General features: G+C 45.3%; 21 protein-coding genes. All 21 read left to right on the forward strand.

Features of this window, described 5'->3' with window-relative positions:
• Positions 1-23: 23 nt before the first annotated feature.
• Complete coding sequence (locus tag H5158_RS00220; RefSeq protein ID WP_182719427.1) at positions 24-1,061, forward strand: phage major capsid protein, P2 family; 1,038 nt, start codon at positions 24-26, stop codon at positions 1,059-1,061.
• Between the two features lie 86 nt (positions 1,062-1,147).
• Positions 1,148-1,876 carry a phage terminase small subunit gene (gene gpM / locus H5158_RS00225; protein ID WP_182739195.1) on the forward strand — a complete coding sequence of 243 codons (729 nt, stop codon included), beginning with the start codon at positions 1,148-1,150 and terminating at the stop codon, positions 1,874-1,876.
• 109 nt (positions 1,877-1,985) lie between these two features.
• Complete coding sequence (locus H5158_RS00230) at positions 1,986-2,423, forward strand: phage head protein (RefSeq protein ID WP_182739196.1); 438 nt, start codon at positions 1,986-1,988, stop codon at positions 2,421-2,423.
• Positions 2,420-2,890, forward strand: coding sequence for a phage tail protein (locus tag H5158_RS00235; protein ID WP_182719424.1), 471 nt, complete (start codon positions 2,420-2,422; stop codon positions 2,888-2,890). The genes H5158_RS00230 and H5158_RS00235 overlap by 4 nt, the downstream gene beginning before the upstream one ends.
• Positions 2,883-3,515, forward strand: a complete 633-nt coding sequence (locus H5158_RS00240; RefSeq protein WP_182739197.1) for a phage virion morphogenesis protein — start codon at positions 2,883-2,885, stop codon at positions 3,513-3,515. The genes H5158_RS00235 and H5158_RS00240 overlap by 8 nt, the downstream gene beginning before the upstream one ends.
• Positions 3,516-3,536: 21 nt before the next feature.
• A complete protein-coding gene (locus H5158_RS00245) occupies positions 3,537-4,637 on the forward strand; it encodes a DUF2586 domain-containing protein (RefSeq protein WP_182739198.1) in 1,101 nt (366 codons plus the stop codon).
• Positions 4,638-4,647: 10 nt separating this feature from the next.
• Positions 4,648-5,097: a phage protein gene (locus H5158_RS00250; protein WP_182739199.1), complete on the forward strand. Its 450-nt coding sequence runs from the start codon at positions 4,648-4,650 to the stop codon at positions 5,095-5,097.
• Complete coding sequence (locus H5158_RS00255; RefSeq protein WP_182739200.1) at positions 5,097-5,729, forward strand: hypothetical protein; 633 nt, start codon at positions 5,097-5,099, stop codon at positions 5,727-5,729. The genes H5158_RS00250 and H5158_RS00255 overlap by 1 nt, the downstream gene beginning before the upstream one ends.
• Complete coding sequence (locus tag H5158_RS00260; RefSeq protein WP_064436107.1) at positions 5,719-6,006, forward strand: putative phage tail assembly chaperone; 288 nt, start codon at positions 5,719-5,721, stop codon at positions 6,004-6,006. Before H5158_RS00255 ends, H5158_RS00260 begins: the two co-directional genes overlap by 11 nt.
• Positions 6,007-6,029: 23 nt before the next feature.
• Entirely contained in the window at positions 6,030-6,173 is a 144-nt protein-coding gene (locus H5158_RS23725; protein ID WP_409076818.1) for a DUF6890 family protein, read from the forward strand.
• Positions 6,174-6,176: 3 nt separating this feature from the next.
• On the forward strand, positions 6,177-9,155 hold the full coding sequence (locus tag H5158_RS00265) for a phage tail tape measure protein (RefSeq protein WP_182739201.1): 2,979 nt from the start codon (positions 6,177-6,179) through the stop codon (positions 9,153-9,155).
• A complete protein-coding gene (locus tag H5158_RS00270; protein WP_182739202.1) occupies positions 9,155-9,484 on the forward strand; it encodes a DUF2590 family protein in 330 nt (109 codons plus the stop codon). Before H5158_RS00265 ends, H5158_RS00270 begins: the two co-directional genes overlap by 1 nt.
• A complete protein-coding gene (locus tag H5158_RS00275; RefSeq protein WP_182739203.1) occupies positions 9,474-10,622 on the forward strand; it encodes a baseplate J/gp47 family protein in 1,149 nt (382 codons plus the stop codon). Before H5158_RS00270 ends, H5158_RS00275 begins: the two co-directional genes overlap by 11 nt.
• Complete coding sequence (locus tag H5158_RS00280) at positions 10,615-11,418, forward strand: hypothetical protein (RefSeq protein ID WP_182739204.1); 804 nt, start codon at positions 10,615-10,617, stop codon at positions 11,416-11,418. The genes H5158_RS00275 and H5158_RS00280 overlap by 8 nt, the downstream gene beginning before the upstream one ends.
• A complete protein-coding gene (locus H5158_RS00285; protein ID WP_182739205.1) occupies positions 11,415-11,996 on the forward strand; it encodes a phage tail protein in 582 nt (193 codons plus the stop codon). The genes H5158_RS00280 and H5158_RS00285 overlap by 4 nt, the downstream gene beginning before the upstream one ends.
• Before the next feature lie 4 nt (positions 11,997-12,000).
• On the forward strand, positions 12,001-12,762 hold the full coding sequence (locus H5158_RS00290; RefSeq protein ID WP_182739206.1) for a hypothetical protein: 762 nt from the start codon (positions 12,001-12,003) through the stop codon (positions 12,760-12,762).
• Between the two features lie 9 nt (positions 12,763-12,771).
• Positions 12,772-12,951: a hypothetical protein gene (locus H5158_RS00295; protein WP_182739279.1), complete on the forward strand. Its 180-nt coding sequence runs from the start codon at positions 12,772-12,774 to the stop codon at positions 12,949-12,951.
• The gene (locus tag H5158_RS00300; protein ID WP_182739207.1) at positions 12,944-13,573 is read left to right on the forward strand and encodes a hypothetical protein; all 630 of its coding nucleotides are present in this window, start codon (positions 12,944-12,946) and stop codon (positions 13,571-13,573) included. The genes H5158_RS00295 and H5158_RS00300 overlap by 8 nt, the downstream gene beginning before the upstream one ends.
• A complete protein-coding gene (locus H5158_RS00305; protein ID WP_182739208.1) occupies positions 13,570-14,055 on the forward strand; it encodes a hypothetical protein in 486 nt (161 codons plus the stop codon). The genes H5158_RS00300 and H5158_RS00305 overlap by 4 nt, the downstream gene beginning before the upstream one ends.
• The gene (locus H5158_RS00310) at positions 14,052-14,756 is read left to right on the forward strand and encodes a hypothetical protein (RefSeq protein ID WP_182739209.1); all 705 of its coding nucleotides are present in this window, start codon (positions 14,052-14,054) and stop codon (positions 14,754-14,756) included. The genes H5158_RS00305 and H5158_RS00310 overlap by 4 nt, the downstream gene beginning before the upstream one ends.
• Positions 14,729-15,682, forward strand: a complete 954-nt coding sequence (locus H5158_RS00315) for a hypothetical protein (RefSeq protein WP_182739210.1) — start codon at positions 14,729-14,731, stop codon at positions 15,680-15,682. The genes H5158_RS00310 and H5158_RS00315 overlap by 28 nt, the downstream gene beginning before the upstream one ends.
• Positions 15,683-15,773 lie beyond the last annotated feature (91 nt).

The following is a 15,773-nucleotide window of genomic DNA, read 5'->3' on the forward strand; positions in this document are numbered from 1 at the left end:
CTTAGCAACACGCAGGAAAGCAGATGAAGACAAGAACCCAAGAATTATTCGTCGCCATTATGGCAGGCATGGCCGTTAATTACGGCGTTACCTCTATGAGCGAACAATTTAACGTAGAGCCAACAGTAGAGCAGCGTTTATACGATGCCGTTTACGAGTCAGCTGAATTTTTACAGATGATCAACACCGCACCGGTTGATGACCTTGTTGGTCAATCGGTGATCATGAGTGTAGACGGTGGTATTACAGGCCGCGCAGGGGTTGAAACTGACGACACCAAAGAGCGTAAAACCCGCGACGTATCAAAGCTCGCTAAGCGTGAATACCGTTGTTACCCGGTTGAATGTGACATTCATATCACATGGGTAAAAATGGATCAGTGGTCTAAGTTCCCTGATTTTCATAATCGCTATCGTAACCACGTTCGCCAAGCAATCGCACTCGACATTATTAAAATTGGTTGGAATGGTACACACGTAGCCGATACAACCGACATTACAGCCTACCCAATGATGAACGATGTAAACATTGGTTGGTTGCAGTTGATCCGCCGCGATGCTCCAGAGCGTGCAATTAGTGAAGGCGCAACCGCTGGCGAAATTCGCATCGGTGCCGATGGCGATTACGAAAACTTAGACCAAGCGGTGCACGACGCATTGCAAGGTATTCCTGAGCATAAGCGTGCAAATATGGTAGCCATTATTGGCGACGAGTTATTAGCGCACGATAAAAATAAGCTCTACGCCAAACAAGCCCATACGCCAAGCGAAAAAACCAAGATTGAATTGCAGCAGGTGATTGATACCTACGGCGGTTTGATGACTTACAAAATCCCGTTTTTCCCCGCACGCGGCATTTTAGTCACCAGTTTTGACAACTTAAGTCACTACGTACAAACGGGCTCAACGCGTACCAGTGTAGAAAACAACGCCAAGAAAAAGCGCGTTGAGGACTACCTATCACGCAACGATTGCTACTACGTAGAAGACCTTGAAAAAGTCATGTACTTCGAGTCTACCAGCATCAAGTTACCAAATGCCGCCGGCGACGCGTGGGCATAGCAGCCTGATTATTTAGCAGCAGTTAGCCGCCCTATATTCCTTGTTTCGGGGCGGCTTTTTTTCACAAAATTAAAGAGTGTTTTTAAATGAGCTTAGTCAAAAAATCATTAGCCAAAGCAGCAAGCAGCGTACCAACAAGCACTGACAAAAAAGCGCCAACGGTCGCGGCAACAGCCACGAACACCCATGCGCCAACCACTATCACTACGCAAACCGAGTACCAGCTTTATGCAGCGGCCATCGAATCTGACTTAGCTCAACTAAAAACATTTACAGATATTGCAGATAAAGCGACATACAAATCTGAAGCGTTAGAGCGCCAGGATTACTTAGGTTACATCAATCAATATCGACTAAGCGGCCAGTGCCACCCAAACACCGTTTTAGCATGGGTGTTTATTTGGTTGGTTGATCTTAAACGCTGGGATGCTGTGTTAGAACTACTGCCATTTATGGTTGAGCAAAAGCAACCACTACCAACGGTATTTAATACCAAGCATTGGCCTGCGTTCGTTATCGACCAACTCTATGACGATGCAAATTACTACCTAACAGAATCAAAGTTGCAAGGCTTGTTTGATATTAGCTACGTACTGCGCGGCCTGATCAATACCGTAAAAAATCAAGATTGGAACGGCCTTGAAGTCGTGGGCGGTAAATTGTACGCCATTGCTGCCAAGGTTGATGCAGCCCAGCACAACTATGGTAATGCACTGTTATTTGCAGAGCACGCCCAAGCGATTAACGACAAAGCAGGGGTTAAAGGTTTAGTCGATAAGCTAACGAAACAGTTAAAAGGGATCGTTAGCGAATAACAGCTCCAACGCCGGTGGGCAGCTTAGCACTTCGTCAGCATTCGTTGTTTGACGCCCTGTGACTAAGTGGCGCCCACACCCAATTTAATGTGTGTTTTACAGGTGCAATATGAACTTAAGCGGTATGCCCCAAGCAGATTTACAAAGCATCAATGTTGATGTGCCAGGTAATGGCTATTACCCAGCATTGAGCACCGCGTATTTTATTGAGCACTACGCAGTTACCCAAGAGTATGCCAGCAAAAGTGCGATGCTCGTTGAAAAGCTAAAGCGTGCACAGGGTGAAATTAACCAAGAACTAGCAAGCGCGGTGCTCACCAACGGTGAGCCACTAAACGCACAACAAGTCATGTTTTATAACGATGCGGTTTATAGCAAAGCCAAGGCGCATTTATTGGTATCAAAGCTGGGCAGTACGCACCGAGACAACGCAACAGCACAAAGCCAAACTGCAATTGATAATTATGATCACTGGCAACGCGAAAGCATAAACGCCATGCGTTTACTGCAAGCACTGAGCCCTAACTTATCGGTAGCGCTGTTATGAGTCAGAGCAAAATAGCAATGCTTAAACAGCATTTAGCCACTGCCGTATATCAAGGCCACAAGCTTGCGCTCGATACCCAGTTTGATAGCTGGATAGAAGGCGGGCGCATAGAGCCAAGCAGCAAAACGGTCAATGGCAACGGCTTATTAGCTGCGCGTTTTTATTACTCAGGGGTTATTAGCATAAACCCTTGTGCAGCACCGGCAGCATTGATCTGTGCGTTTGCATCGTTTTGGTTGCAAAACAATGGTGGGCGTTATGACAGCACCGACATTGAATTTAGCGCCGACGTAAACGACGACAACAGCAACGAAGTAGAGCTAACGATAGAGCAGTTATGTGAAGACATCGAGCTAATACACACACCTAACGGCCCATTTGAATTAAACGGTAGTCGTTATGATTTTGGTGAACAAAGCCTGTGGATAGCTGAAGCGTTCACACTGCATGGTGAAGTAAGTGCTTAACGTCAAGTTTGACGAAGGGCGCAGTAAAGAACAATTAGCGTTTTTACAGCTTAAGCCCAATAAACGCCGCAACATATTACGCAGTGCAATACGTGCAGCAAATAAAAGCAGTAAAGAGCGCATTACTGGGCAACGTGATCTGGTAGGCAAAACATGGCAAGGCAGAGCAAATGGCAAAAAAAAGAAAATGCTCACCAAGCTAAAGCGCAACATGAAAGTACGTTACGGCGCCAATAGCGCAGGGGTTTATTTTAGAGGTGGCAACAGCGGCAAAATAGCCCGCGCTCATCAAGAGGGTGTAAGCCTAGATGCAGGCAAGCCAAAAGGTAAAGCCGCACAAAACAAAGAGGGCCCAGCCACGCGAAATTTAGCCCGGGCACTAATAGCTGAGGGCTACACAATACCGCGAGGCAAAGGGAAGGGCAGTAAGCGCCCCAGCATTAAATGGATAACTGAGCATTTAAGTATTAACCAAGCAGGGTTTTTACTGCGTGATTTAAAGGGCAGCTCAGGCAAGAGCTCATGGCAAATTGATTTGCCTGCCCGCTCCTTTTTGGGGCAAACCGTTGCTGAACAAAAACAGCAACAAAGTTTTATTTTAAACAAAGCTATGCACGTGGCGTAGCGCAAAGCAAAAGGAACGACCATGGCACAAGGTAAAGTATCCGTTGCCGCCATTCAAACAGGCAGTGGCGCTACAAAACAAGTAGAGCGCAGCGTGTTATTTTTAGGCCAAGCGCCCGAAAATAATGGCAGCATTCTACCAATCAACGCACAAAGTGATTTTGATGATTTGTTTGGCGCTGCCGACTCACCATTAAAAACCCAAATAAAAGCATGGCAACGCAACGGCGATGACCTAGTCAGTGGCTATGCCATCCCGCATGGCGCCGGTGATAATGTGATGGCCTTAATTGATGAAGCAATGGATCAAGACATCAGTCCTGAAATCATTGTTATTTGTACGCCCGTCACTGGTAAAGCCGAAATCGAAAGCTATCAAGCAAAAGCGCTTGAAATCCTGTCAGGCCAATCGCGTTACGTGCGCTTTTTATTAGCGGCACCAGGTTTAACGCCTGAGCAAAATTGGTCAGATTTAGTCACTGCACTGCAACCCTTAACGGATGGTGTAGTAGGCGAACGCGTTGCAGTGATCCCGCTTTTATTTGGTGATGAACTCGGCGGCGTAACAGGGCGTTTATGTAAAAGCTCAGTCACGATTGCTGATAGCCCAATGCGTGTACTCACTGGGGCATTATCACTTATGCCACACCCAACTGATGCAGCAGGCAAACCACTTACTAATTCAACCACTGCGGCACTGGATGCAAATCGTTTTAGTTGCACGCAGTTTTACCCTGATTTTGACGGCACGTATTTTGGCGATGTAAACATGCTGGATGCTGAAGGCGGTGATTTCCAAAAAATCGAAATAGGCCGCATTGTCGATAAAGCCGCGCGTGCCGTTCGCATCATCGGTATTCAAAACGTTAAAAATCGCCGCTTAAACAATAGCAGCACCGGTATTGAATTTGGTAAACGCATCATGGGTAAACCACTGCGTGATATGGCGCGATCAGTCAACATCGGCGCCGACAAGTTCCCTGGTTTAATTGACGCCCCAAAAGACGACAGTATTAACCTCACGTTTATGGATGCGACCACGTTGCAAGTTGTGCTTAAGGTTAAGCCAATCGATTCACCCAGCACCATTATTGTTGGGATCATGTTAGATAACGCAGAGTAGGAGCGCGAACATGCAAAAGGTATTAGGCGGTAAAGACTTCGATATTTTTATCGGGGGCTCGATGGTTCACGTTATGGAAGCCACTTGCAAAATTACGGATGGGCGCACCGTTAAAAAAGTGCGTGGTATTCCAAAAGGATTTATTGATGGCGACGTTGAAGGCGAAGTAACGCTAAAACTCGATCACGAAAACTGGTTATTAGTGCAAGCGCAAGCCGAAAAAGCAGGCAGTTGGAAAGGCATTGAACCGTTTGATGTGGCATTTAATGCAGAAGTAGCCGCCGGTAAAAAGAACGTTGAAGCGTTTGGTTGCTTGCCGCAGTTAGACGAAATTTTAAACATCAAAGCCGATGGCGGCGAAGAAGACACCACAACAATTAAGTGTCCGATCACCAGCCCTGATTTTGTCAAAATTAACGGCGTGCCTTATCTAACCGCTGATGAAGTGAGAGATCTGTAATGACTAAAGCCATTCGCACACTGACTGCCACAACATTACTAAGCACCCTGCAAGCATGTGGGCATAAAGTATTTGAGGGTGAATTAAACCTAAACATTATAGGTATTCGCCATGCAAACACCCGTGCCAACACGTTTAACGATGCAATTTGTGTGTTGTATCAGCAAAACAGCGAATGGCAGTTAAAGCAGTTCAAAGCCACAACGGATGCCGGTATTTACTGGCGTAAACACCCAATGAATGTAGATGGCACAGCCGTGCTAATTGTAGGGCAGCATAAAAGCCTGTGGACATTGGGTTATCACCAGGGCAAATACCGCGCCCTTGTTCAACATAAACCGGTTGTTGTTCTACGGGACAACAACCACGACACCGAGTTAGACACGGACGTCACACCCCAAGCAGTACTACAACAAGGTTACTTTGGCATTAATTGTCACCGCGCAAACAGCAAGGTCACATCAACGCAAGTTGATAAATGGTCAGCCGGTTGCCAGGTGTTTGCAAACCCAAATGACTTTGATGAATTTATTGCTTTGTGTGAGCAATCAGCAGCCAAGTACGGCCCTTATTTTACCTACACACTGCTAGAGCAAGCAGATATTAAAGAGAGTATTGATCATGGCGTTTGAGAAACACATCACATTAGAAACCCCCGTTGGCGACATTACATTTAACGTCAATGGCGCTGACTATAACAAATACATTAACTCGACTCAGCCGAACAACAAGGTGCAGCCGGCGACTAACTTTTTATTAAACACAGTGGTTGAAGCCGACGCTAAAAAGCTCAAAGAGCTGGTACAGCAACCGGGTGCCGCGTTGTTTTTAGTGGGTGCCATTGTTGAAGAATACCAACCCGAGTTTAATTTTACGGTAAAAAAATCGAAAGCCGAGCCAAGCAAATAGGCAAGAGCAGGCTTGATCAGTTACTGGCATACCACGCTAAATATTTTGGCAATTTACCAGTCACTGACGAGAGCTTGGCACAGGCGCTTTACCTTGAAACATCACAGCAAGAAAACTTTGTAACCGCCGTAAATAACGGCATTTGCACTGCATTAGGCGGCGAGTAATTAATGGCAACACTCAGCAAATTAGACAAGCTTACTTATTCAATCGGCATCATTGACAAAGTCACTGGGCCGGTTAATAAAGTCATGGCTAAAATTAATCAGCTGAGCCAGCAAACCGCCGCCGCTCAAGATCAAATGATGCGCGGCGCAGCCACAGCCGTCGGTGGTGGTTACGCCCTTGCAAAATCACTTGCGCCGGCAATTGATCACGTTGCCGCATTGGGCGAAGTGCAATCACTGGGCGTAGCTGACGACGCACTGCAACAACTGACTAAAACATCGTATGAATTTGGCTTTCAATTTGGTGGTAACTCTGCCGAATTTGTCCGCAGTGCTTACGATATTCAATCAGCCATTGCCGGCTTAAATGGTGATGAGCTATCCGAGTTTACTAAAACATCAAATATATTAGCTGTAGCGACCAAGGCGGATGCGGCCACCATCACCAGTTATATGGGCACCATGTATGGTATCTTTGAAAAAACCGCTAATAAGATGGGCAAAGCGAATTGGGTAAACCAAATAGCAGGGCAAACCGCCACCGCCGTACAGCTATACAAAACCACCGGTGCAGAAATGCAAGCCGCGTTTTCAAACCTTGGGGCGACCGCGACAAACATTGGCTTAAGCTCGGCTCAACAATTCGCGTTAGTGGGCGAACTGCAACTGGTTGCTAAATCAGGCTCCGTGGCTGGTACACAAGCGGCCTCCTTATTACAAGGGATTGGCAAAGCACAAGATGCATTAGGTATAAAATTAACCGCTGATAACGGCGACATGCTCGCCATTGATGTGGTGCTAGGACGTATTAATAACCGCTTATCTTCATTGGGTTCTGTGGCGCGAGGCGATGTACTTACACAAATATTTGGTAAACAAGGTGCAAAAGCCGTTGATGTACTCAGCACGAAAGTAGACAAATTAAAAGATGGCATCACCGTTTTTGAAAACGTGCAAGACAATTCCAAAGCCTTGGAGATGGCAAACATCATTGCCAGCCCATGGGATCGTTTAGGCGGTTCATTTAATGCAGCGGCTACCGCAATGGGTAACCGCTTATTGCCTGTGGTTGAGCCGTTCGTTGAAATGCTCGCCGCCGGCTTTGCAGGCATTGTATCACTGACTGAGCGATTCCCATTTTTATCAAGCGTGATCGCAACACTGGTTGTGGTTATCGTCGCGTTGATCACGGTGCATGGCATCATTATTTTTACCATGGGCCTGTATAAAATGGCGCTCGTTTCAACTGCTGCGCTGACTGGGGGTTTAACCGTACTAACAAAACTATGGCAGGGAGCGTTAATCGCACTGCGTGTACTGGGCTTTTTATCACTCATTGCAACGATGGGCGCGGCGGCCATTGCCATTGGCACATTTAAAGCGGTTATGCTCGCAGGCCAAGCGGCTACGTGGCTATTTAATGCGGCGCTTTGGGCAAACCCAATTACGTGGGTGGTAGCAGGTGTTATTGCACTCATCGCAGCCGTTGGGGCACTTATCTATTATTGGGATGATTTAGTGGCTGCGTTTCAAAATACCGCCTGGGGCAAAGTATTAATGGCGGTGTTTGATAGTGTAAAAGCGGCCTTTAATGGGGTAATTGATAGCGTTAAATGGGTGCTTGAAAAACTCGGCCTGATTGATGATACAGAGGCAAAAATAAAAACAGAGGCAACCTCAACACACGAAAACATTAACCGTGTTCAGCCTAGCAATTTAGTCATGCAAAATGCAGATCAAGCATTCAGCCGCGACTACGGCCAAGCCGTGATTAACAAAGCCGCGCAAGTACCAGGCAACAAAGTCAGCGCCAACCATGCTGCAGTGAATGATGTTACATATTCAAATCGAACGCAGTTAAACGCAGGCCAAACGAATAATGCTATTAACTCAGCATTACAAAACAGTCAGGTTATTGAGCAAACAAATAGCGCGCGAGCACAAACCAACGGGTTAAATAACAGTGCCATAAATTCAGTTGTAGCAAATGCACACACCAACGCAGTAACCGCAGCCGCAAACGATGCTGTTTATTCAACAAGCACAGAAATGAGCAATGCAACTAACCCAACATTGCAAAATAGTATTGCTACAAACCAAACAAGTAACACGCAGGCACAAACCAGCGCGTTAAATAACAGTGCCATAAATTCAGTTGTAGCGAATGCTCCAACCAACCCAGTAAATATGGCTGCAAACAATGCTGCTTATTATTCAACTAGCGAAACAACGGCCAACATCAATAAGAGCGCTATTAACTCGGCTGTTAACGATGCTGTGTATTCAGCAAGCACAGCAATGAATAGTGTAATTAACCCAACATTACAAAACAGTATTGCTACAAACCAAACAAATAGCGCACTTACTCAAACCAGCGCGTTAAATAACAGTGCCATAAATTCAGTTGTAGCAAAGACACAAACTAACGCAGTAACCACAGCCGCGAACGGTGTCGCAAACTCAACTAGTGCAACAACGGCCAACATAAATAACAGCGCTATTAACTCAGCATTACAAAACAGCTCAGCTACACATAACTATGCTGGTTATATTGCACAATCAACGCCGTTCGCACCGCAATCAGCGCTACAAAATACTGTTGTTAGCACAGCTAACAATTTTACTAACGCTGCCAATTCACCTGTTTATAGTAGTAAACACGTACAACTTACCCGTGTTAATCAAGGCGCAGCGCCATTACAGCCATCGCCCGTGGTCAAAACAGATCAGGCAATTACCAACGTAGCCAATGCCAGTGCTTACAAAGTTGATCAACTAAGCACTGAGCAACAACAGCAAAGCAATAGCTATAAAGCCAAAGTGCAAAAATCAGCGTTTTTACAAAACCTAACGAGCAATACACATAACAGCAGTAGTTCAAGCGACAGCGATAACCGTAAGAGCGTGCACATTGACAGCTTAACGATTAAGTCAGACGACGTAGCGCAAAGCTTTGAGCAAATGATGGAGTTAGCTGGCTAATGAACTTTGATATTGCACTACACATTGATCTAGCGATTGAAGATAACGACTTTGTACTAAACGACTCGTTAAGCCCAAGCACATTAAAAAAAGCCGATGTAATTGGCCAAGACATAAAGCACCGAATTTTAGAAAGCGGCTTATTGGTAAAGCTCATTGGCCTGCGAAATAAAAACGGCATAGCGCCGATTTTAACTGAGATTGAATTACTCACAGAGCTAGACGACCGCATCAAGCCGGGCACAATAAATGTGTACCGCAATGACGACGGTACATTAAGCATCACCGCACAAACGCGCCAATACGGGGGGATAACGAGTGGAATTTAAAACACTGATGCAAAAAGCGGGGTTGCCACTGGATGAGCAAACTGCGCAAACGCAGTGGCAAGCACAGCTAAAAAAGCAAAATATCCAAATTGCTAACAACTCACCGTTTGGCCCGTTCTGGCGAACCGTTGAAGCGCTGATCACTAAGCCCGTTGTACAGCTATTTAACTGGATAGCGACGCAGCTAATGCCTGACTTATTTATTATGACCGCCAGCCGAACTGCATTAATTGAGCGTCACGGCCCCGCGCGTAATGTATTTATTCAAGCGGGCGTAAAAGCACAAGGCATACTCACGTTCAAGCGACTCAATACTGAAGGTGAAACCTCTATCGTTGCCGGCACGCAAGTGGTGACTGATATGCTGGGCGATACAGCTTACACGCTTGCATTGTTACAAGATGTTTATTTTAGCGATGGCCAAAGCATCGCGTATGCACACGCTGAGGCCACCGATACAGGCGCCGCATTTAACTTACCTTCGCATGCTTATCGCTATTTTACTGAACAACAAGACGGGATCACAGTGACAAATAACGACGACTGGTTAATTAAGCCTGGTTCTGACGATGAGAGCACCGAGCATTATCGCTTACGTATTCGCAATGTATTTGGCACCGCCGCGCGCTGGCATATTAACGCCGTATACAAGCAAATTATTTCCAGCTTTGCAGTACCAATCGATAACATTGTTATTGAAGTAAACGCCCCGCGTGGTCCAGGCACAGCTAATGCGTATATTTATTTAGACGTTGGCCCCGTACCAACGGCATTACTCAGTGCCATCAATCAGCATATTCGTACCGCAGGCCACCACGGCCTAGGGGACGACTTTATGGTCTACGCCATGGCGACCACTGGGTTTAATATTACCGCAACGTATAAGTTGCATGATAATAGCCCTGCTATTCAAAGTGATTTAACCACGTTTATACAAGCCGCATTTCGTCAAAATGCAGCCTATGCACCCACACGTGTAGCGCATCAAACTGTATTCAGCATTAGCCAATTAATTACAGAGTGCCATGAGCAATTTAGTCAACTTAAATCAATCAAGTTCGATATTGACGACATAACCGCTGCTAATTGGCTACCGGTACTTACATCATTAATCGTTAACGAGGTGGCAAATGGCTAATGAAATCGCCACCTGGTTAAATAAAGGCTACGCCGAAAAACTGGTAAAAGCGGCCACCGGCTATTGGGAGCAATCACGCGACTACGTTATGTGGGCAGTAAACCAAAAAGACGAATCGCAAAACGAAGAGCCCGTATTAGGTTTTTTAGCGTGGGAGCGTTTAACAAACCGCTTAGATGACGAACCAATCGAGCTATATCGTAAGCGCGTACAGCATGCATTGGTTAATACCATTGACGCCGGTGAAGTAGCCTCTGTTAAAAGTATTTTTGACCGTCTAGGGTTAGAGATACTTAACGTGCGCGAACGAATCGACGGCCGAGATTGGGACATTATCGCCATAGATATGACTGATACAACGCTTGCCAGCGCTAATGAGCTATTACCAGAGCTAATACAGCTCTATGGGCGAACTTGCCGACGCTACGAATTGACCGTGCATAACAAAGCCGATGTGTCGCTGAGCGTAGGATTAACCCACGTACAGTGGAATAGCTGTCACATTGATCACCCACTGCATTTAGCCGCACAAAATAAAGCCCAGCAGCAATACAGCCACGGTTTTACTGATTTGCAAAACGAAAGTAGCCATGCGCCACTGCATGCAATAACGCACGATGTAAAACACACATTGCCACTCGAGCAGCTGTATCAATTTTTAGGGTGCGACAACCTTGTAAGTAATACACATCACCAAGCAATCACCACCGATGTACAGCATGTTATTGCCGCACATCATCACTATGGATTTTTAAGTAAAGAGGGCGGTGTCAGTATCGCCAAGGAGCCATTATGACCCAAGCGATCACCGGCATTATGACCAATGCCGGTAAAGGTTACATCACAGCCCGCGCACTAGAAAATAAAGGGCTTGATGTAAAGGAGTTGGTATTAGCAAACGTACCAAATCTGAACGAAAGCGCACAGCGTAATCCGAACGAAAAAATGCCCAGTGCGCTACAAATAGTACACAGACGCGACATTGATGCAAAAGGCTATGTGGATGCAAATACCGTCGCCTGGGCTGTGATACTTGAGCAAGACGTTGGCGACTTCGACTACAACTGGATAGGTCTAGTAACAAAAGATGGCACACTATTAGCCATTGATTACTTGCCATTACAGCGCAAACGCCAAGGTGTAAACAACGTACATAACCGATCGTTTGTACTCAAGTTTGCAGCGGCTGCGGCACTAGCTCGCATTACTATCCCTGCACAATCATGGATGTTTGATTACAGCCCACAGATTGATGCAATTAACAGCAAGCTAGTCGTGGTAGCCATTTCGCAGATAGACCGAATGCACTACCAGATAAAGCAAGAGCTTAGATTGCTTGATATTGAATACACCTTACAAAGTATGAAGGATTAATAAAATGAGCACACTAGATATAAGTGGTTTAGTTGAATCTACAAACAACTTAACGAATACAGTTATGGGAAAAATGGCGCAGATTGATAGCAAATTAAATCAAGCGAATAGCCACTATCAGCAATTGATGGATAGCATTCAATCGGATTTTCCTTTTTACGCGCTGACAAGAAATCAGCAACTCAAATTCGCTGATGAATTTAGCCCACAAGGTGACCTCACACATCCTGATGGTTTTATGTTGCGAAATTCGAAAGTTGTAGTGGAGTTATTTGAAACAGTTGTGCGTTCTCAAGAACCAGCAGAGCGATCTTTAGAGCAAAAAGCATTATTTAATGATGTGTTAGGCACAACACCAAAACATATGTATACGGATTTTAATATTATTAAAATCACATTTAATGACCCTGTTGATTTATCGTCTAATTATTCAATTTTTCAAGGACCTATGAATCGTTTAACTGCTTTAACTCATGGTGCTTTTATAAAAGTGTTATTAGGTGAGTGTGCATTCGGTCATTCACGCACAAAACGAGTGCCTAATGATGGTAAATGGCATGAAATGATTGAGCACCGAGATATGGCATCAAATTTATCAGCAGCTTATGAACACGGCCCTCATATCGCAGGAGTATTTGGAACCCAAATATTGGTCGCACTACCTGCTACTGTAGCAGGTAAGGTTCCAGTTGGACGCTGGGGATACTTCAATAAGCCTGTATTTAAAATTGAATCAGACCCTCAGCCAAAAGTAATTACAGAGTAGGAGACTAACATGGAACCAGGAATAATTAATACATACGATATTATGCAGAAGCGTCGAAAAGCATACAAAGCCGAGTCAGACCCTTTGTATATGGAAGCACAATTCGATGGCACACCCGAGTCACTACAAAAGTGGCGTGATAAAGTAACTGAAATCAAAGCACGCTACCCACTGCCTGACAATGCATAACTTAGCGCTGTGCTATCACCAAACTGCCGCCCCTTGCTCAATGCAAGTGGGCGCGCAGTTGTTTGCATTAGCCATTAAAGACGCGTCGCGCACTGATAAACCAGCAAACTATAGCGGTTTATTGTTATCAGTGAGTGCAACCGATCCCGCAGCATTTGCCAGTAAGCTGGAATCGATAAACAGCTATTGCCCAATCCCTGAGTTTATAGCCTGCGGTCAATACGCCAAAAGTGACAGCACGTTAGAGCAAAGCAAGCTCGTAACATATGATGGCCAAAGTATTGAATGGCAAATAAATACTCTGCAAAACTTATTGCCTTTACGCGAGCAGCTAATAGCTGACGAACTCGCTACAGTAAACGATAGCGGCAAGCAATTAATTACTACCATTGATGATGCACTAACCAAAACCGCAGAGTTAAAAACAGCCCGCGACAAGCGGCTAAATCAAGCGCAATTTACTGCCCAAAGTAGTGGTGTCGATATGCAATTAATAACAGCAGGCACAGCAAAGCAGTTAGCCGGTTTAGTTGCGAGTAAAGGCGGTGATGATCGTTATTGGGCACTGTGTTTATTCGTTGGCGAACTGGACGAACTTAATCAAATTAAAGAGGTGTTATGAGTATCGCGCTAGACGGTTGGAATGTGCCAGGCTTTGAAACTCGTGTAAATGCAGGCATCAAATTAGCCGGCGGCGATATGTCAGGGTTTGGTAGCTTTGCATTGAGCAGTGATCAAGGCGTAAAGCCCGGTACACTCACCGTTAATACGAAAGTTCCGTTTGATCACGAAAGCGACTTAGCATTACTGATCAGCAAAGCAAAAGCGTTAGACGAAAACGGCGCCCGCATTATTTACACAATTAATAATGCACTCGCACAAGCCTATAAAATACGTAAAGCAAAGTTTGACGGTGAAGTGAAAGCAACTGAACTTGAAGACAAACGCGGATGGCAAGTAGCGTTTAAGCTCGTAGAGGTTCAATCAGTTTCTGAGCGCGAACAACAGCAGCTAGATACAGTAGCAAACCAAAATGCCATAACACAAACAACAACCAGTAACGACGATATTCAAAATAAATTTAATGAGGTCGAAGGGCCATGACCACGCGGTTTTCAAACTCCTTAAAAATTGGCGGCCAGCATGTTACCAATATTGTTGATAAAACTGTGCAGCTTGATATTGCCAGCACCGGTCGTGCAAAGTTTGAAGTGGTCACAGAGCAAGCGCCCAGCGGATTAGTTGAACTGCACTTAGGGTACACGCTAGATAATATGATCCCGTATTTTCTCGGCGTTATAGAATCAAAGCACCAAGCCAATGGTCGTTGGTATTTAACCTGCCGCGAATTACTCGGCGCGTTAAGCTTTCCGGCACCGCTGGCGGTTCGACACCCGACAATAAACACTGTGCTTGATGAATTGGCAAAACTCGGTGTTGAGTTTGTAACGCCAGAAAACGCAGAATATTTAAATCAAATAATGCCAGCGTTTTATCACAGCGGTACCGGCATTGAAGCACTCAGACAAATCGGCAAAGTATGGGGCATTAATGATTTTATATTTCAGCAGCGCCCTGACGGTAAAATATTTGTAGGCAGTTGGCACGACTCGCGCTGGCCGATGGCAGTCATTAACGATTTTCCAGAGCACACAATAACCGCCAAAAGCTCAACCACTGGCGAGCTAATCGCCATACCAAAATTAAGACCAGGCATAAAACTAAATGGCCGACACATTACCGAAGTAACCTTAATCAACGACAGGATGCACATACGATGGTCAAACAAGCCATTAAACGCCTAATACAGCGCTATTTTCCTGAGCTGAACGAGCGTAAACACTTGCCGCAATTGGCGCGTATTGAAAAAATATATGAGTTACCAGGTGACGGGGCTGCAATCAGCACTGCATTTAGGCCGTTAAAAGCAGCCGATGTACAGCTATTAAATCCGCTAACAGGTGAGCCATTAGCCGTGCCCGTATTTCAGCAAGTAACACTTGGTACAGGGCAGGCATCAGATCACGGATTATTAAACGAACCCGAACCAGGCATGCAGTGTTTAATACAGTACATCGATGGCCTAAACAGCCACCCAGTGATCACCAATCTATTACCATGGCAAAGCTTAGTGCCAGAGCACAAACGGACTGACGTAACCTTGCAACAAAATAACCGCAGTAAGCTACGAGGGCGCGACGGCAACTGGCACTTAACCACCGACGGCGACATAACCCAAACCAGTGACACGAGCAAAACAACAGCACGCAAAAGCGAACAAAACTACCATGAACGCACCTGCAGCATAGACACTCACGACGTTACAAAAATAGACGGCAACCAAATCACTGAGGTAATGGGCGCCTTAAAAACAGTGGTCGGCGAAAAAGCATTGATCATAGCCCTTGAAGGTTTATTACTCGGCAGTAAAAAACAGGTAGACATAGAAGCAACCGAAAACATGAACCTAACCACACTAAAAACCCTACACGCAAAAGCAACTGAGCTTGCAAAGGTGGAAGGTAAAACAGTGTGGCTAGGAAATAATTCAGTAAACGTGGCTCAAGTACTCCTAGATTTAATAAGCCTGGTTAAAGACATAAACCAAAGCCTAGAAACCCACGGCCATAAAGATCAGGGAGCAGGGCCACCAATAACAAAAGCAGAATTTACAGGCCACAAATCGACAGCAAGCAGCTTGAAAAGTACATTGGAGCCGATTGTCGAGTAACTATATAAAACAATGTTGTACATCACTATGAAAGCTAATCCTCCTTTTTCTGAAACCTATTTTATAGACGGTACTATGCGAGTTAACAGAC

The sequence above is a fragment of the Pseudoalteromonas sp. SR45-6 genome (genome assembly GCF_014163545.1).
Lineage (GTDB): Bacteria > Pseudomonadota > Gammaproteobacteria > Enterobacterales > Alteromonadaceae > Pseudoalteromonas > Pseudoalteromonas rhizosphaerae.